Origin of the sequence: Actinomycetospora sp. (genome assembly GCF_036497245.1) — a bacterium.
Taxonomy (GTDB): Bacteria; Actinomycetota; Actinomycetes; order Mycobacteriales; family Pseudonocardiaceae; genus Actinomycetospora.
On the sequence record NZ_DASXJS010000134.1, the window covers coordinates 1 to 16,917 of the forward strand.

The 16,917-nt window shown below is 71.6% G+C and carries 18 protein-coding genes; 11 read left to right on the forward strand and 7 right to left on the reverse strand.

All coding sequences use genetic code 11. The features are described from left to right. From efeO to VGI02_RS13815, 4 genes are all read left to right on the forward strand, one after another. A partial coding sequence (gene efeO / locus VGI02_RS13800; protein ID WP_331627960.1) for an iron uptake system protein EfeO occupies window positions 1–1,123 on the forward strand: 1,123 nt, incomplete at its 5' end. 110 nt (window positions 1,124–1,233) lie between these two features. After that, window positions 1,234–2,361 carry a COG4705 family protein gene (locus tag VGI02_RS13805; RefSeq protein ID WP_331627961.1) on the forward strand — a complete coding sequence of 376 codons (1,128 nt, stop codon included), beginning with the start codon at window positions 1,234–1,236 and terminating at the stop codon, window positions 2,359–2,361. Window positions 2,362–2,461: 100 nt separating this feature from the next. After that, a complete protein-coding gene (locus tag VGI02_RS13810) occupies window positions 2,462–3,442 on the forward strand; it encodes an undecaprenyl-diphosphate phosphatase (RefSeq protein WP_331627962.1) in 981 nt (326 codons plus the stop codon). A gap of 119 nt (window positions 3,443–3,561) precedes the next feature. Next, window positions 3,562–4,344, forward strand: a complete 783-nt coding sequence (locus tag VGI02_RS13815; RefSeq protein WP_331627963.1) for an alkaline phosphatase family protein — start codon at window positions 3,562–3,564, stop codon at window positions 4,342–4,344. A gap of 151 nt (window positions 4,345–4,495) precedes the next feature. On the opposite strand, the gene VGI02_RS13820 is transcribed toward VGI02_RS13815, so the two are convergent. The 3 genes from VGI02_RS13820 to VGI02_RS13830 form a co-directional block, all read right to left on the reverse strand. Further along, entirely contained in the window at window positions 4,496–5,734 is a 1,239-nt protein-coding gene (locus tag VGI02_RS13820; protein WP_331627964.1) for an alpha/beta hydrolase, read from the reverse strand. A gap of 111 nt (window positions 5,735–5,845) precedes the next feature. Beyond that, entirely contained in the window at window positions 5,846–6,067 is a 222-nt protein-coding gene (locus VGI02_RS13825; RefSeq protein WP_331627965.1) for a hypothetical protein, read from the reverse strand. A gap of 20 nt (window positions 6,068–6,087) precedes the next feature. Continuing rightward, the gene (locus tag VGI02_RS13830; protein WP_331627966.1) at window positions 6,088–6,867 is read right to left on the reverse strand and encodes a COG4280 domain-containing protein; all 780 of its coding nucleotides are present in this window, start codon (window positions 6,865–6,867) and stop codon (window positions 6,088–6,090) included. Between the two features lie 189 nt (window positions 6,868–7,056). Between VGI02_RS13830 and VGI02_RS13835 the strand changes: the two genes are divergently transcribed. The 3 genes from VGI02_RS13835 (at window position 7,057) to VGI02_RS13845 (ending at window position 8,018) form a co-directional block, all read left to right on the forward strand. Continuing rightward, on the forward strand, window positions 7,057–7,248 hold the full coding sequence (locus tag VGI02_RS13835) for a DUF1707 SHOCT-like domain-containing protein (RefSeq protein ID WP_331627994.1): 192 nt from the start codon (window positions 7,057–7,059) through the stop codon (window positions 7,246–7,248). A 166-nt stretch (window positions 7,249–7,414) separates the two neighbouring features. After that, entirely contained in the window at window positions 7,415–7,627 is a 213-nt protein-coding gene (locus VGI02_RS13840) for a three-helix bundle dimerization domain-containing protein (RefSeq protein WP_331627967.1), read from the forward strand. A gap of 1 nt (window position 7,628) precedes the next feature. Then, on the forward strand, window positions 7,629–8,018 hold the full coding sequence (locus VGI02_RS13845; RefSeq protein ID WP_331627968.1) for a hypothetical protein: 390 nt from the start codon (window positions 7,629–7,631) through the stop codon (window positions 8,016–8,018). Window positions 8,019–8,041: 23 nt separating this feature from the next. Here the strand turns inward: VGI02_RS13845 and VGI02_RS13850 are convergent, their stop codons facing one another. The 4 genes from VGI02_RS13850 to VGI02_RS13865 all read right to left on the reverse strand — a co-directional run bounded on the left by VGI02_RS13850 (window position 8,042) and on the right by VGI02_RS13865 (window position 11,436). Then, window positions 8,042–8,362 (reverse strand): hypothetical protein, encoded by a 321-nt coding sequence (locus VGI02_RS13850; RefSeq protein WP_331627969.1) that lies wholly within the window; start codon window positions 8,360–8,362, stop codon window positions 8,042–8,044. Between the two features lie 118 nt (window positions 8,363–8,480). After that, entirely contained in the window at window positions 8,481–9,293 is an 813-nt protein-coding gene (locus VGI02_RS13855) for an ABC transporter ATP-binding protein (RefSeq protein WP_331627970.1), read from the reverse strand. After that, a complete protein-coding gene (locus tag VGI02_RS13860; RefSeq protein ID WP_331627971.1) occupies window positions 9,284–10,396 on the reverse strand; it encodes a FecCD family ABC transporter permease in 1,113 nt (370 codons plus the stop codon). The genes VGI02_RS13855 and VGI02_RS13860 overlap by 10 nt, the downstream gene beginning before the upstream one ends. Then, window positions 10,393–11,436 carry an ABC transporter substrate-binding protein gene (locus VGI02_RS13865; protein ID WP_331627972.1) on the reverse strand — a complete coding sequence of 348 codons (1,044 nt, stop codon included), beginning with the start codon at window positions 11,434–11,436 and terminating at the stop codon, window positions 10,393–10,395. The genes VGI02_RS13860 and VGI02_RS13865 overlap by 4 nt, the downstream gene beginning before the upstream one ends. A gap of 596 nt (window positions 11,437–12,032) precedes the next feature. Here VGI02_RS13865 and VGI02_RS13870 point away from each other — a divergent pair. The 4 genes from VGI02_RS13870 to VGI02_RS13885 are packed head-to-tail and all read left to right on the forward strand — an operon-like array spanning window position 12,033 to window position 16,868. After that, complete coding sequence (locus tag VGI02_RS13870; protein WP_331627973.1) at window positions 12,033–13,013, forward strand: ornithine cyclodeaminase; 981 nt, start codon at window positions 12,033–12,035, stop codon at window positions 13,011–13,013. Beyond that, the gene (locus tag VGI02_RS13875) at window positions 13,004–14,422 is read left to right on the forward strand and encodes a Y4yA family PLP-dependent enzyme (RefSeq protein WP_331627974.1); all 1,419 of its coding nucleotides are present in this window, start codon (window positions 13,004–13,006) and stop codon (window positions 14,420–14,422) included. Before VGI02_RS13870 ends, VGI02_RS13875 begins: the two co-directional genes overlap by 10 nt. Further along, window positions 14,419–15,480: a PLP-dependent cysteine synthase family protein gene (locus VGI02_RS13880; protein WP_331627975.1), complete on the forward strand. Its 1,062-nt coding sequence runs from the start codon at window positions 14,419–14,421 to the stop codon at window positions 15,478–15,480. Before VGI02_RS13875 ends, VGI02_RS13880 begins: the two co-directional genes overlap by 4 nt. Continuing rightward, the gene (locus VGI02_RS13885; protein WP_331627976.1) at window positions 15,477–16,868 is read left to right on the forward strand and encodes an MATE family efflux transporter; all 1,392 of its coding nucleotides are present in this window, start codon (window positions 15,477–15,479) and stop codon (window positions 16,866–16,868) included. The genes VGI02_RS13880 and VGI02_RS13885 overlap by 4 nt, the downstream gene beginning before the upstream one ends. Window positions 16,869–16,917: the final 49 nt, after the last annotated feature.

A 16,917-nucleotide genomic window follows, 5' to 3' on the forward strand; every position in this document is an offset into this window, starting at 1 on the left:
CCCGATGAGCGCCCGCACGGTGATGCTCGGTGTCGCCCTCCCGGCGGCGATGCTGGTGAGCGCCTGCAGCACCGGGGCCGCCCCCGACCCGGGCACGGCCCAGGTCCGGATGGAGCTCTCCGACGCCGGGTGCGCTCCCCAGCCGGCCTCGGTGCCCGCCGGGCCGGTCACCTTCACCGTCGTCAACAACGGCACGAGCGCGGTCACCGAGGGCGAGTTACAGGCTCAGAGCCGCATCATCGGCGAGAGGGAGAACGTCACCCCCGGTCTGTCGAGCAGCTTCAGCCTGCGGCTCGACCCCGGCACGTACCTCGCCTACTGCCCCGGCGCTGCGCAGGACAACTCCCGGTTCACCGTGACCGGCTCGGCGCAGGCCCCGGCAGGTGACGCGTCGCTGAGCGCCGCGACCGCGCAATACCACCAGTACGTGACCACCGAGGTCGACGCGCTGGTCGCCGGCACCAAGGTCTTCACCGACGCCGTGCGCCGCGGCGACCTCGCCGGCGCCAAGGCGGCCTTCGCCCCGGCCCGCTACCACTACGAGACGATCGAGCCGGTGGCCTCGAGCTTCGCCGACCTCGACCCGCAGGTCGACGCCCGCGCCGACGACGAGCCCGACCCCGTCCGCTGGACCGGGTTCCACCGCCTCGAGCAGTCGCTGTACCAGGCCGACTCCACCGCCGGCCTCGTCCCGTTGGCCGACAAGCTCGACGCCGACCTCGCCTCGCTGCGCACCCTGGTGGCCGGCGTGGCGTTCCAGCCCGCCGAGCTGGCCAACGGTGCGGGCGAACTGCTCAACGAGGTCTCGACCAGGAAGGTCACCGGCGAGGAGGACCGCTACTCCCACACCGATCTGTCCGACTTCGCGGCGAACATCGAGGGAGCCCAGAAGGCGTTCGGCCTGCTCTCCCCCGCGCTGGCCACCAAGGACCCCGCCCTCGACCAGCAGCTCCAGGCCCGGTTCACCGGCATCGTCACCGCCCTGCGCCCCTACCAGGACCCGTCGGGTCCGAACGGCTGGAAGACCTACGACGCCGTCGACGACCAGGCCCGGCGCGCCTTCGCCGACCGGGTCAACGCCCTCGCCGAACCCCTCTCCCAGGTGTCGGGGAAGCTGGCGTGACGACGACTCGACGAGGAGATGGAACGCCAGATTCGATGTGTGGCTCGTGAACGGTTCTCGGGCGAGAAATCACATGGTCTTCTCATCGTCGATTCGGATGCTTCGCGCCCATGCCCTCTGCGCACTCAGCATCGACGTCGCGGACGTTGCTCAACAAGGTCCCGGAAGTCACCGTCTGGTTCTGGCTGATCAAGGTCCTGTGCACCACGGTCGGTGAGACGGCCGCCGACTTCCTCAATGCCACCCTGGGCTTCGGGCTCACGGGCACCTCGATCGTCACCGGGGCGCTGCTGGCGATCATTCTGGCCCTGCAGATGCGGTCCCGCGCCTACGTTCCGGGCCTGTACTGGGGGACGGTCACCCTGGTCAGCGTGTTCGGCACGCTCGTCACCGACAACCTCACCGACAACCTCGGAGTTCCGCTGGAGCTGAGCTCTGTCGTCTTCGGGGTCGCCCTGGCGATCGTGTTCGTCGCCTGGTACCGCTACGAGGGCACCCTGTCGATCCACTCGATCATCACGACACGGCGCGAGACGTTCTACTGGCTGGCGATCTTCGTGACGTTCGCGCTCGGCACCGCCACCGGGGACCTCATGGCCCAGGCACTGAGCCTGGGCTACGTGGTCTCCGCCGCGATCGTCATGGCCGTCATCGCCGTCATCGCGATCGGCTGGCGCCTGGGGCTGCACCCGGTCCTGTCGTTCTGGATCCTCTACGTGCTGACCCGCCCGCTGGGCGCCTCGCTCGGGGATCTGCTCGCCCAGCCGACCGACCAGGGCGGGCTGGGGGTCGGGTCCACGGTCACCAGCATCGTGTTCCTGGTCGCGATCCTCGGAATGGTGACCTACCTGAGCCTCAGCCGGGTGGATGTCATCGACGGCGGCGCCCGCGCGAGTCTCGGCGGCGTCGACGCCCGGACGACGTCCTTCGAGGCCGTCAGGCAGGAGGGCCGGTCTCGGTACGGGCTCGCCCAGACCCTCGTGGTCGTCGCGATCCTGCTCGTGCTGGGTGGGGTGGGCTACGCGGCGCGGCTCGACGCCCTGGCCCAGGACACCGGCTCCTCGACCTCGGCCGCGGCCACACCTCAGGCGCAGGGACGGCTCCAGGCCCGCGACGAGGCCGCCTGGACCCGCGTGGACGGCAAGGTCGACACCGTCCTCACGTCACTGCGCGCGAGCAGCCCCGACCCTGCGGCGGAGACGACGGCGCTCAACGACCTGCTCGCGGGGCTCGGCTGAACGCGGCACCCCTTGTCGGAGAAGTTCTCATCGTCGTCACACGGGCGCTGACGACGATCCGTGGGGTCGTCGACGTGCCCCACCCCATCCAGGAGCGTTCGTGGTCCATCAGTTGAGCTGGCTCGAGGCGATCGTCATCGGCGCCATGCAGGGAGTGGCCGAGCTCTTCCCGGTCTCCAGCCTCGGACACAGCGTGCTGCTGCCCGCCGTCATCGGCGGCAGTTGGGCGCAGGACCTCGACGTCTCCGCCCCCGAATCGCCCTACCTCGCCTTCATCGTCGGACTGCACGTCGCCACCGCGCTGGCGCTGGTGGTGTTCTTCTGGCGCGACTGGGTCCGCATCATCGGGGGCCTGTTCACCAGCATCGTGCGCCGCAAGGTCACCACCTCCGCGCAGCGGCTGGGCTGGCTGCTGGTGCTGGGCACCATCCCCGTCGGCCTCGTCGGCCTGCTGCTCGAGCACACCTTCCGGACCGTGCTCTCCCGCCCGGTCCCCACCGCGGTCTTCCTGGTGATCAACGGACTGGTCCTGCTCGGCGCCGAGACAATGCGCCGGCGCGCGGTCTCCGGCATTCCGGCCGCCGCGACGCCGCCCGCACCGGGCGGTCGGCACGACGGTGTCGATCCCGCCGGGCGCACCGTGGTGATGCATGTCGGGGCCGGCCCGGCCACCGCCGCGGAGGCCTCCGACGAGCGGCTGGGCGCGATGCCGATGCTGCGCGCGGCCGGTATCGGCGCCGCCCAGATCGCGGCGCTGTGCCCCGGCATCAGCCGCTCCGGGGTGACGATGGCGACCGGCCTGCTGCGCGGGCTCTCCCACGAGGACGCCGCCCGGTTCTCCTTCCTCCTCTCGACCCCGGTCATCCTCGCCGCAGGCATGCTCAAGCTCGGGGACCTCGCCGGCCCGCTCGGCGACGGCGTCCGCCCCCAGATCCTCGTCGGGAGCCTGCTCTCGTTCGTCGGGGCCTACCTCTCGGTGCGGTTCCTGACCAGGTACTTCGAGAACCGGTCCCTGCGACCCTTCGGCATCTACTGCATCGCCGTCGGCGCCGCCTGCCTCATCTGGTTCGGAATCCGGTGACCGTGCCGGGCCCCAGGACCGGACCGGGCGCCGGCCTCCTGGCCGCGGTCACCGGAATCGCTCTCCTGATGCTGCTCACGGGGTGCGGCGCGAGCAGCGCCGCACCGGCCTCACCGGTCGTGCCCAGCGTCCCCGGCGCGGTTCCCCGCCCGGATCACGTCCTGATCGTGGTGTTCGAGAACAAGGACTACGAGCAGATCATCGACAGCCCGCAGGCCCCCTACCTGACCCGGTTGGCGCACGAGGGCGCGAACCTCACCGACGCCCACGGCGAGACCCACCCCAGCCAGCCCGACTACATCGCCCTGCTCTCGGGAGGGACCCAGGGCGTGACCACCGACGCGTGCCCCCAGGACCTCGGCGGACAGCCCACGCTGGCCAGCCAGCTGACCGCCGCCGGGTTCAGCTTCACCGGGTTCTCGGAGGGCCTCCCCGCACCAGGCTTCACCGGCTGCTCGAGCCCGGACGGGCAGTACGCCCGCAAGCACAACCCCTGGGTCGACTTCACCTCGACACCGCCCGCGGCGAACGCCCCGATGACCGCGTTCCCGGCCGACTACGCGGCCCTGCCCACCGTGGGCGTCCTCATTCCCGACATGTGCCACGACATGCACGACTGCCCGGTCTCCACGGGCGACACCTGGGCCCGGGACCATCTGTCGGGCTATGTGGAATGGGCCCGGACCCACAACAGCCTGCTGGTGGTCACCTTCGACGAGGACAACGGCCGCAGCCAGAACCACATCGCGACCACCCTGGTCGGGCCGATGGTGCGCCCCGGAGACATCGGCGGGCGCGCCGACCACTACACCCTGCTGCGCACCATCGAGGACATGTACGGCCTGCCCGCTCTCGGCGCGGCGGCGCACACCGCTCCGCTGACCGGCTTCTGGCAACGATGAGCCACTCCCAGGCCACCACCACATGACCCGGCGTGCTCACCCGACCATCAGGCGCTCATGACGACTTCACTCGAATGAGGGTCGAGCGGCCCTGGGGAGTTGTTGGGCGCCTGACGCCATCCACCTGTCGCGCACCAGCGCTCAGCGCTGATCAGCTCGGTGGCTCATCGGGGTCGGGGGCGGGCCAGGGAAGAACGCCAGGCTGGTCGACCCTGGTCCCGGCCGGGTGGTCGTCCGGGGCGACCGGGGCCGCGAGATGCGCGCCGAGCCACCCCAGAATGGAGGGCACCTGGGCGCGGACGGCCTCGGTGTTATGCCCGCCGCCAGGGAACGTGAGGCGGGTCAGCTCGACTGGTGGCGCTGCGGCAGCGCGCATGCGTTCAGCGGCTTGCTGCTCGTCGCGCTCGGCCGCTCCGGCCGCCACCAGCAGGCTCAGCGGGACAGGGTGAGCGCGCAGGAGCGCGGAAACGTCGTTGCCCTGGCGCAGGTCCTCTCGGCCGGCGAATGGGTCCCCGGTCGTGGCGTCGAGGGCGGTCCTGTCGTAGCCGCTCTGACTCGCCGCGGCGGAATACCAGGACGGGTGGCGCAGCGCCAGGTTCATCGCGCAGTACCCGCCGCTCGACCAGCCCGCCAAGGCCCACCCGGCCCGGTCGGCCCGCACTCGGAGCCGGGCCAGCGCCCACCCCCGCACGTCGTCCGAGAGGAACCTGTCGTCGGCCGGGCCCGCGACCGCGTCCACGCACTCCTCGTCGTGGCTCAACCGCGGCTCCCCGTTCGTGTCGGGGATGATGACCACCGTGGGCGGCATCCGATCGCGAGCAATGGCGTCGTCGAGCATCGCCGGCAGTCCGAACAGCGCAGAGACCTCGCGGGGCTCGCCGGGGAAGCCCGGGAACCACTCGACGATGGGGAACCGAAGGGCCGCGTCGGGATCGTCATAGCCCGGCGGAAGGTACACATCGACGTCGCGGGTCAGGTGACTCGCGCGACCGGTCAGCGTGAGGTGTTCGGTGGTGCCGTGGCCACCGCGACTGCGCGATACCCGGATCGGACGGGTCGCCGCGAGCCGGTCCCCATCCTGTCCGGCCTCGACATCCGTGCCACCTGACGGGTCGGACGAGGTCCCGATGAGTGCACCGAGGGTCGGATAGAAACTTCCCAATCGGTTGACCTCGGCGGCGCAAGCGACGACCACCGCCATCACGGCGACCAGCACCGTCACGGTTCGTCCGAGCCGTCGCTGCGACCAGGCGTCCCACCACCAGGGGACCCAGGCCACGGCGAGCACCGCCAGCACAGCCAACGCGAGGCACGACCAGCCACCGGTGATCTCCAACTCCGACGCGTGCGGCATGTCGGGAAGCAGATCACAGCTATTCACCGCGGCCACAGCGGCGCGCCCGATCGTGGATGGGCCTGGCCCGACTCCGACAGGATGGACCGAGAACAATAGTTAGCGCCCGGCAAACTCATGCCACAGCTCGACGTGGATTTGCACTCTTCAGCTGCCACCGTGCTCGAACGGCGGCCGCGATGACGCGCGGGAGCCGTTCCGCACCGCCCTGGCCAGGGTGATGACCAGCAGGACGAGCACGGCCAGTGGAAGCAGCCACCAGGCCTGGACATCCGCGGCGGCCAGGCCGGCGATCAGACCGAGGGCCACGACGACCCCGACCGCAGCGATGGGATCGTCGCCGACGACGAACTCGGTCACTCCAGCCACGACGGAGCGAAGCGCGCGCATCAGTCCCCCGCGACCGATCGTGACCCGGTGCTACCGGCGGGCTCGTAGCGGCGATGGACCGAGCGCAGCACCCCGACGGCGCCAACCGCGATGATCACGACGTAACCCAGGACCCCGAGCAGCGCGACGTCGCCGCCCGGCCACGCCACCCCGGCACCCTCGGCGGCCCAGAAGATGCCGAACGAGGTCAGCATGATCCCGACCGCGAACTTCATGGTGTTCTCCGGGACTCGGGCCAGCGGCGCCCGCACCAGAATTCCCGTCACGGTCACCACCATCACCGCCAGCACTGCACCGAGTACGGCCAGCGGGATGCTGCCCTGGTTGGCGCCGAACGTGACCACGATGAACGCAACCTCCAGTCCCTCGAGCAGCACCCCCTTGAACGCCAGGGTGAATGCGTACCCGTCACTGACCAGGCGACCACCGGTGCGTTCGGCATCGCGGGCCTCGCCGATCCGGCGGGCATAAATGGCCGCCTCGTCGTGCAGCGCCTTGAACCCGCTCGCGCGCAGGATCGCCTTGCGCAGCCACCCCAACCCGAAGATCAGCAGCAGGGCGCCGACCACGAGTCGCAGCGCCTGCAGCGGGATGACCGTCAGCGCCGGCCCCAACGTCGCCACGATCACGGCCAGCAGGGCCAGCCCTGCCGCCATGCCCTGCAGCGTCGAGCGCCACCCCCGGGTGGTGCCGACCGCCAGCACGATCGTCAAGGCCTCGACAGCCTCCACCACGCACGCCAGGAACACCGACACCACCAGGAACACAGTGGCGGTCATCCGGTTCTCCCGATCGCCCAGTGGCCGAGTTGTCGACAGTGAATGATCAACAGCGCATCACTACGACTTTTCCCTGCTGCCTTTCTAGTGTGACGGTGGTTATCGGCAGGTGAACGCCCTCCGACCCACGTCGCCGGACCCAACAGCCCATCGGGACTCGAGGGTGGGCCCTCGCGTCGACCGCGTCAGCTGCGGGCGTCGGACGCGGAGCGGGGAGACGCCGTTCGCCTGCTCCAACACGCTCTGGGCGAGGGACGGCTGGACCTGCAGGAGACCGAGACCAGGGTCGCGGCCGCGTACGCGTCGGTCCACCTCATCGCCATATCGCGCAGAACCGGCCGCGGCGTCCGCCTCGTTCGTAGATCCTGCAGTTTCTCATGAAAAGTACATGCGCCTCACACAAATCCATTCGTCGCCCGGACGTGCCTGAGCTGTGAGACATCCGCGCAAGCTGGTGATCGTGCGGGCACTGACAATCTTCACTTCGCGGGCCACACTGAGGTCCTGATCCCGCCCAGCCCCCGCGGGACGCAGAAGAGGAGGAACCATGAGTTCTCTCACCGACCGGCCGGGTGGAATCCCCGAGTTCGCGCGGCACCGCCAGCGCCTCATCGAACGGCACACCACTCGCGGCGTCGACGAATCGATCGTGAGTGAGCACCTCGACCGGATCATTCGGCGTTTGGCCGGCGCACGTATCCGCGGCTACCTGCCGATCCTGGTGAAACGGGCCCTCGACGCCCAGCTCGGGTCGGCCTGACGTGGATGCGCCACGCAAGCCGCGCAGGTCCACCCGCCACCAGAAGGCAAAGCCCGTCACGACCGTCCTCGCGACACCGCTCGCGGACCCCATGCCCGAGTCGGCCGTGTCGACCGCCGCGGCTCCGCTTCGCGAACCGGTCACCCCGATCGTCATATCCGGACCTCGGCCGGTGCTCATCATCGACGAAGCCCTGGACGCGGTGGACGGCCTCCGCCGTCGGCTCCCGCACAGCAACGTGCCGGTCTACCTCGCTGCGGGAGCCCTCGCCGTCACTGGCGTCATCGAACTTCCGATGGCGGTCGGCGTCAGCGCCCTCTATCTCACGTTCAAGTGGTGGCCACTACGCGCCCGCCATGAATCCAGCGTCGGAGTGCGCGCACCGCGGTGACGTCGTCGACGAGTCCGACGAGGTCACCGAGCCAGGACCGCGGAGTCCGGGCTGGGAGCGCCGACGGCGTGACGCCGGGTCTGGCGGCCCAGCACCACCGCGACGACGGTGGCGACGGCCGCCCCCGCCGACCACGCCAGGGCCAGGAAGGGTCGCTCGGTGAGCCCGGTCGCGGCCTCGCTGACCGCCGCCAGGCCGATGAGCAGATCCACCGCGACGGAGAGCCGGCCGGGACGCCGACATGCATGCTGGGCGGTACGGGCCACCCAGCCGAGCGCGCCGAGGACCAGGAACGCTCCCCCGACGAGGAACAGCGCCACGGCCCCGCTGAGCGAGCTGGTCACGACGTCCGCCCCGGGAACCGTCGATGGGGATCGATGCCTCGCCCTGAGGCTCGAAAGATCGGACTCGCTGTCATGCCGCCACCGTCAGCCTTCGCCGATGTGGCAGCCATGAAAGCCGTCATGGTCGGGCGGACGCCTCGGCCACCCGGGATTGCTCGGACAACCCGCGGGCGTCGACGGTCGTGGTGCCGTCGGCCGTCCGCGAGATGATGGCCTCCACGCCGTAGACGTCGCGGAGCATCTCCTCGGTGAGCACGTCCTCGGGCGGCCCCACCGCGTGGACCCCGCCGGCGTGCAGGACCGCGACCTGGTCGGCGTAGCGGGCCGCCAGCGACAGGTCGTGCACGGACACCACGACCGCGGCGGGCGCGGTCGTCGCGAGGTCGCGGATGAGGCCGAGGATGTGCAGCTGGTTGCGCAGGTCGAGGTTGCTGGTCGGCTCGTCGAGCAGCAGCACGCTCGGCCGCCGCACCAGGGCCTGGGCGAGGCTGACCAGCTGGCGCTGCCCGCCGGAGAGCGCCGAGAGCGGGCGCATGGCCAGCGCCCCCAGGCCCACCCGCTGCAGGGTCGCCTCGACGTCGCGCACCGCCTCCTTCGGGACCCGGCGGGTCCCGCCGCTGCGTCGCTGCCGGGCGAGCAGGACCACCTCGAAGACGCCGAGCGAGCTCGACGACGGCAGGTCCTGCGGCATGTAGAGGACGTGGTCGCCGAGGCGGCCCGCGGGTTCGCCGTCGGCGTCCTCGACCCGGACGCTGCCGGTGGGGGTCTCCAGGCCCGCCAGACACTTCAACAGCGTCGACTTGCCGGTGCCGTTGGGCCCGACCAGGGCGGTGACCGTCCCGCTGCGGACACGGGGCAGGGTGGCGCCGGTGAGGACCGGGGTCTGCCCGTACGCGAACCCGACCTGATCGGCGACGAGGCTCAGGACCACATCCGCCTCCGGGTGGACAGGACGATGACGAGGAAGACCGGGACGCCGACCAGCGACGTGATGATGCCGACCGGCACGATCACTCCGGGCGAGATGGCCGTGCTCACCACGGTCGCCCCGCACAGCAGGGTCGCCCCGCAGAGCATCGACGCGGGCATGATGTGCCGCTGGTCGTCGCCGACGAGGATGCGCGCGACGTGTGGTCCGACGAGACCGACGAAGCCGATCGTGCCGGTGAAGGCCACGGTGGTGGCGGCGAGCAGCGAGACCCCGAAGAGCACGAGCACGCGCACCCGGGTCACCGGCACGCCGAGCGCCTTGGCCCGGTCGTCGCCGAGCCGGAACGCGGTGAGCGTCCACGCCGCGCGGCGCAGCACCGGGATGAGCACCACCGGCACCGCCGCCATGACCGCGATCTGCGGCCACGTGGTGCGGTTGAGGTTGCCGAAGGTCCAGAAGACCAGCTGCTGCAGCTCGACCTCGGAGGCGAGGTACTGCACGAGGGCGAGCAGCGCGGAGAACAGGAAGACCATCGCGATGCCGAGCAGGATCAGGCTCTCCGTGCCTGCCCCGCGCAGGGTGCCGAACAGCAGGATGACCCCGCAGGCCACCATCGCGAAGATCCAGGCGCTGCCCGCCGTGCCGAGGTACGCCGCCGCGGGCACGATCGAGCCGCCGACCAGGGCCAGCGCGGCGCCGAAGCCGGCGGCCGCGGACACCCCGAGGGTGTAGGGCTCGGCGAGCGGGTTGCCCAGCACCGTCTGCATCTGCACGCCAGCCAGGGCCAGGGAGGCCCCGGCGACCACGGCGGTCACCGCGAACGGCAACCGGATGTTCCAGACGATCTGGCTGTCCACCCGCGGGACGCTCGACGGCGAGACGAGGGCCGACCAGAACTCGCCCACGGTCATCGTCCCCGCCCCGACCAGCAGGGTGGCCACGAACGCGACGACGGCGAGCAGGAGCAGCCCGACGATGATCAGCCGTCGTCGGCGGAGCAACGCGGCGTAGGAACGTCCGGGGTCCGGGGTCGCGGCCTGCGTGGTCCCGGCGTCGTCGGGCCCGTCGGTGGGTGGGGCGGCCAGCCCGCCCGAGGCACTCACGAGAGCCCCGTGGAGAAGGTGCCGCCCGGGGGCACGGGCAGGAAGCGCTGGTGGAGATCGGTCATGGTCGTCCCGGGATCGACGTCTCCGAACAGGTCCGGGTGCAGCCACTTCGCGAACCACTCGGCGGCGAGCACGTTGTAGGGCGAGTCGTAGAAGTGGTGCCAGGCGACGTGGACCTGCTTGTTCCTCACCGCCGCGAGGTCAGCGAAGCCGGGCTGGCGCGCGATCACCGTCTGCAGCTGCTGCTGGGCGGCCTGCCGGGTCTCGTCGTACCCGAGCTTGACGACGTTGTCGGGCTGGGCGGCGCCGGCCACCCAGTCGGCCCCGGTGCCGATGACGACCGGCTCGTTGCGGCTCAGGACGGTCTCCGGCGAGAGCGTGCCCTGCGGCGAGGAGAGCAGCTCGTCCCCGAGGTTGGCCCCACCGGCCCACGTGACGAGCTGGGCGAGGTTGGAGCGGGCGAACGTCGAGCAGCAGTCGTAGTAGCCCGGCGCGCGCCACAGGAACGTGGGCGTCGGCGCGGGGTGCGCGGCGTCGAGCCGGGCGCGAATCCGGTCCATCGTCGTCCGGTACCAGTCGACGTAGCCTGCGGCCGCCTGCTCCTTGCCGAAGATGCGCCCCAGGAGCTGGACGCTCGGGACGGTGTTCTTGAGCGGGTCGACGAAGTAGTCGACGACCACCGTGGGAATCCCGGCCTGCTCGAGCTGGTCGACGGTGCCTGCGTCGCGCGCCGCGGGGAAGTTCGCGGCGCTCACGACGAAGACGTCCGGCCGCTGCTCGATCGCCGCCTCGGCCGAGAACGACCCGTTGGGCAGCTGACCGAGGACCGGCACCTGCGCCACCGACGGGAACTTCGCGGCGTAGCGCTGGTAGGTGTCCGGGTCGTTCTGCATGAGGTCGTTCGGCCAGCCGACGACGTTCGCGGCCGGGTCGGTCGGGTTGAGGAACGCCGTCGTGTAGAGGAGCCGGGAGCCGCCCAACAGGATCCGCGACGACGGCAGGTGCAGCGTCACCTGTCGGCCGAGGACATCGGTCACGGTGGTCTCGGGGCCGCCTCCGGAGGCTGGGCCGGACGAGGGCGATGAGCCGGCGCAGGCACTACTCACCGTGAGCGCGATGACGAACAGCGCCAGCGCTGCCCACGATCGCGTCCATGCCGACCTCACCCGGAACCACTCCCTGTGACTCGTGTCCACGACTCGACTCGGAGCAGTCGCAGCGTGAATTTAGGCGAGACTAACCAGAGTCCGCCGATCTCGTGAACCCACGGATTCTTCCGTCTCGTCGCCGCCTCACGACGCTCCGCGTCGAGGAGAGCACCGTCGGGTAACGTCAGTCAGGCCGATGAGCTGCATATTTGGTGTTTTCTTTACTGAAATATTGTTTGCATCTGGTTTTGGATGTGCAGGAGGCCACCACCGACAAGTAAGGCTCGCCTTGCCTACGAGTCGAGGCCGCCGTTAACTTCTCGAACACGGGTTCACATCCCGGTGACACACCACCGGGACCGCCCGCCCGTCCGATCCCGCGCCCGTCCCGCCGTTTCCCGATCCGTGATCACTGTGACCCACCGTGACCATTCGGCGGAGCCGTGCCCGACCCGGCACCCGTACCTCCCGGAGGTTCTCGAGCCATGGAACGACCCGAGCTCCACGTCCTGACCCGCAGCGACCTCGCGCAGGTCGAGATGCCTCCGACGGAGGTGATCGAGGCGGTCCGCCAGGGCTACCTCGCGCTCGACCGGGGCGACTCGAGCTGCCCCGCGAAGCTGATGATGCCGCTGCCCGTGCAGGAGCGGGACGCCGTCTCCTTCTCGATGCTGGGCTACGACTCGCCGAGCCAGCACCTGGGGTTCAAGACGTCCTACCGCCAGGGCTCGGACAACCGTGACCACTACTGGACGACGCTGAGCCTGTACGACGACACGACCGGCATGCCGTTCGCCCTGCTCGACGGGGACACCGTTGGCGCGATGCGCACGCCGGCGACGACGGCGCTCATCGCGCAGGCATGCGCCAAGCCCGACGCCCGCTCGGTGCTCATGATCGGCACCGGGGTGCAGGGGCTGAACACGCTGCCCTACCTCGCGTCGGCGCTGCCGCACCTGGAGCGCTTCCGGCTCTTCGGCACACACCCCACGGGCCTGCGGGACTCCGTGGACCGCTTCGCCGCGCACCACCCCGAGCACGAGCTCGAGCTCGTCGACGACGTGGCCGCGGCCGCCCGCGAGAGCGACATCGTGATCGCCGCATCGGGCCGCGCCGCCCACCCGAAGGTCGAGACGACCTGGCTCAAGCCGGGCGGTCTGCTCATCTCGGTGGCGAGCAAGGGCGTCGCCTCCACCGCGCTGGCCGACGCCGACTACGCCCTCGCCACGAGCGAGGGCCAGCTCGGGATCACCGGATCCCGGTTCGCCGGCGACGACGGGCGGGCCATGATCGACACCGAGCTCCCTCCCGTGCTCGCCGGTCGCGCGCCCGCTCGACGCGGTGCGGAGGACCGCGTCTTCGCCTTCAGCAGCGGCATGATCATCACCGACATCCCCGTCGGGCACGCCCTGGCCACCCGCGCGGTGGCGGCCGGCCTCGGTCAGCGGGTCGCGCTGTGGAGCTGACCCGCACCGCCGCCGCCGCCCCGACCGCCCACGCGAGCACCGGCGAGGCCGCCCGACGGGACACGCCGACCCTGCCGGCCCGGTCGCGGCCGTGGTCGGCGCGCCTGCTCGAGGACCCGCGCGCCCTCGGCGAGATGGCCCGCCACGCCGGGGGGCCGTTCCACGTCCTGCACCCGGCGACCTTCGCCGAGAACGTCCGCGGGTTCCAGAACGCGCTGCTCTCCGCCGGGGTCGACGGCCACGTGCTCTACGGCAAGAAGGCCAACCGGTCGGACTGCTTCCTCCGCGCGTGCGTCGACACCGGCGCCGGGGTGGACGTCGCGAGCGCCCCGGAGCTGACCCACGCGCTCGCGGCCGGGCTGCACGGCGAGGACCTCGTCGTCACCGGTCCCGCGAAGTCCGACGAGCTCCTCCGGCTGGCTCTGCGCCACGGGGCGCTGCTCGCCGTCGACGCCCCCGACGAGTTCGCGCGCCTGGTCACGCTGGCCCGGAACGGACGCCCGGCGCGCGTCCTGCTGCGGGTGCTCCCGCCGACGGACCCGCACAGCCGCTTCGGTGTCGACGCCGACGAGCTCGACGAGGTGCTCGACCGGGCCGCGGAAGCGCGGGACGCCGTCGAGATCGAGGGCTTCTCGTTCCATCTCTCGGGGTACGAGCCCGAACCGCGCGCGGAGCTCGCGGCGGCCCTGGTCGACCGCTGCCTGGCCGCGCGGTCGCTCGGCCACGCCGCCACGGCGATCTCCATCGGCGGCGGCTTCGGGGTCAGCTACGTCGACGCGGCGGACTGGGACCGGTTCCTGGCCGAGCACGACGACGGCGACTACCACGCGGGACGCAGGCCACCCCGCTTCTACCCGTACCACCAGGAGCCGGCCAAGGCCGACATGCTCGCGGCCATCCTCGGCCACCGCAGCGGCGGAGGGCCGAGCCTCGCCGAGCAGCTGAGCCGCAACGGGATCCGGCTGCTGCTCGAGCCGGGTCGCGCCCTGCTCGACGGCGCCGGGTTCAGCGTGTTCGGGGTGCAGGGGTACAAGCGACGGGGCGGAGTCGGCTCCGACGGCCGCGAGCACGGCATCGTCACCGTCGACGGCCTCTCCATGAGCATCTCGGAGCAGTGGAAGGGCAGCGAGTTCCTCCCGGACCCCGAGCTGTGGCCGCGGGCGCCGATCGTCGAGCCGGTCGCGGCCTGCGTCGGCGGTGCGAGCTGCCTCGAGTACGACATGCTCACCTGGCGCCGGGTGCCGTTCCCGCGATCCCCGCAGCACGGGGACCTGCTGGTCTACCCGAACACGGCCGGCTACCAGATGGACAAGAACGAGAGCCGGTTCCACCAGCTCCCGTTGCCCGCGCGCTTCGTGGCCCGGGGCCCGTCCGGCGACGCCGTGCCGACGTGGCGACCCGAGTGGTGAGCGCCCCCCTGCCCGACCGGTGGAGAGAGAACGTCGTCCACCGGGTCTCCGACCTCATCGGCCACACACCGCTGTTCCACCTCGGCGCGACCGGCGCGGGGAGCCGGCTGCTGCTCAAGCTCGAGAACCTCAACCCGACGGGGTCGGCCAAGGTCCGCATGGCCTCGCAGATGATCGCGGCGGCCGAGCGGCGCGGGGAGCTGCGCCGCGGCGGCCGGATCGTGGAACCGACCTCGGGCAACACCGGGCTCGGGCTCGCCCTCGCGGCCCTCGAGCGCGGCTACCGGTTCACCGCCGTGGTCGATCACCATGCCAGCATCGACAAGATGCGCGCCCTGATCGCGCTCGGCGCCGAACTGGTCTGGGTCGGCGAGGCCGGCACCGACGGCCCCCAGACGATGGCGCGCCGGGCCCTGGCCGAGAAGCTCGCCCGCGAGGACGGGACCTGGTGGCCCGACCAGCACAACCACCCCGGTAATCCCGAGGGCTACCGCGGGCTGGCGTGCGAGCTGCTCGGCGACCTGTTCGGCGACGTGGACTACCTCGTCGCCTCGGTCGGCACCGGCGGCGGGCTGTGCGGGACCACCCGGGAGCTGCGCCGGCTCGGGTCAGGGGTCCGCTCCGTCGGGGTGGAACCGACCGGCTCGATCATGTTCGGCGGTGAGCCCGGCAAGTACTGGCAGACCGGCGGCGGGAACCCGGCGGACTTCCCCGTCGGGCGCAACGTCGACCACGCCCTCATCGACGAGGGCGTCTCCGTCGGTGACGTCGAGGCCTTCGCGACGGCCCGTGTGCTCGCCCGCCACACCGGCCTGCTCGTCGGGGGCACCGCCGGCGGGGCCGTCTACGCCGCCCTGGAACGCCTCGCGACGCTGCCGCCCCGCAGCACCGTCGTCGTGCTGGTCTCCGACGCCGGGGAGAAGTACCTGGACACCCTCTTCGACGAGCACTGGCTCTCCGAACGCGGGCTGCACGACCCCGACCGCGAGCGATCGGTGGGGCGCAGTCTCGAGGCCCTCACCGTCGGGACCGGTCGAGCAGGCGGGGAGGTCGCATGAGCGCCGCGACCCCGACGGCGACCCGCACCGGCTACCGGGCCCTGCTCGCCGTCGCCGGGCCGCTCGCCGGCGTCCAGCTCGCCCAGGTCGCCCTCACCACCACCGACCTCGTGATGCTCGGCTCCCTCGACGTCACCGCGGTCGCCGCGGGCGGTCTCGCGATCCTGCTCCACAACCAGGTCCGCACGATGTGCGTGGGTGTCGTGACGCCGTTGGGCAACCTCGTCGCCGCCGCGGCGGGCCGGCACTCCTCGGGCGGACCGGCGGGCTCCGAAGCACCCGGCGCGGAACTCTCCGACGAGGTGCGCGGGCTGCTGCGCTCGGGTCTGGCCGTGGGCACCGTGGTCGGGGTCGTGTCCGCGCTCGTACTCACCGCCCTCGGCGCGGTGCTGCCCTGGTTCGGTCAGGCCCCGGCGGTGGTGGCCGTGGCACTCCCGACGATGGCCGCGCTCGCCCCCGGCCTCATCCCGATGCTGTGGCTCAACGTGCTGCGCCAGTTCGCGGTCGGGCTGCACCGCGCCGGGTCGCTGCTCGGGGTCACGATCGCCTCCATCGGCGTCAACGTCGTGCTCGACGGCGGCTTCCTGCACGGCTGGCTCGGCATGCCCGTGCTGGGCGCGCCCGGCGTCGGGGTGGCGACGTCCGCGGTGCAGGTGGTCAACGTGGCGGCCTATTACGCGATCCTGCGCCGAGACCCGCACCTCGCCCCGGCGCTCTCGCTGCAGGCCTGGCGGGCCGACCGCGCCCAGGCCCGCGAGCTGGTGCGTCTCGGCGCCCCGGTCGCCCTCACCTACGGCTCCGAGGCCGGGATCACGTCGGTCGCGACGCTGGTCATGGGCGCGTTCGGGCCGATCGCCCTGGCCGCGCACAACGTGGTCAACCAGATCGCCTACGTCGTCTACCAGGCGACCATCGGGCTCTCCCAGGGCTCCTCGATCCTGGTCAGCCGGGCCGCCGCCCAGGAGGCCCAGGGCGCCCACGAGGAGGCCCGGCAGGTCGCGACACGCGCCTTCGTCCTCTCCGGGGCCCTGCAGCTGGTGCTCGCCGTCGTCTACGTCGTGGCACCGCAGGCCGTCCTGTCGCTGTTCCTCGACCCCGCCGACGCGGCCGCCGCGGGCCTGGCGACGACGCTGCTGCTGCTCGCGATCGCGCAACAGATCACCAAGGGCGCCCAGAACATCGCGGTCGGGCTGATGCGCGGGCTCAAGGACACCAAGTCCGGCTTCCGCGCGAGCCTCATCGGCTACTGGGGGGTCGGGGTGCCCGCGATGCTGGTGCTCGGCCTCGTGCTCCACCTCGACGGACCCGGCGTCTGGATCGGGCTCAGCTGCGGTTTCGGTGCCACCGCGGTGCTCCTCCTGACCAAGTTCGTCCGGGCGGTCCGGTGATCCTCCATCCGGGGTGTTGCGTGGCGGCTGATCGGGAGCGATAAGGTCA

What these genes read in the sequence shown, in the direction of transcription:
- VGI02_RS13805 (WP_331627961.1), top strand. Translation starts at nt 1,234, where the DNA reads ATGCCCTCTGCGCACTCAGCATCGACGTCGCGGACGTTGCTCAACAAG.
- VGI02_RS13830 (WP_331627966.1), bottom strand. Translation starts at nt 6,867, where the DNA reads ATGACCGCCACTGTGTTCCTGGTGGTGTCGGTGTTCCTGGCGTGCGTG.
- VGI02_RS13840 (WP_331627967.1), top strand. Translation starts at nt 7,415, where the DNA reads ATGAGTTCTCTCACCGACCGGCCGGGTGGAATCCCCGAGTTCGCGCGG.
- VGI02_RS13870 (WP_331627973.1), top strand. Translation starts at nt 12,033, where the DNA reads ATGGAACGACCCGAGCTCCACGTCCTGACCCGCAGCGACCTCGCGCAG.
- VGI02_RS13885 (WP_331627976.1), top strand. Translation starts at nt 15,477, where the DNA reads ATGAGCGCCGCGACCCCGACGGCGACCCGCACCGGCTACCGGGCCCTG.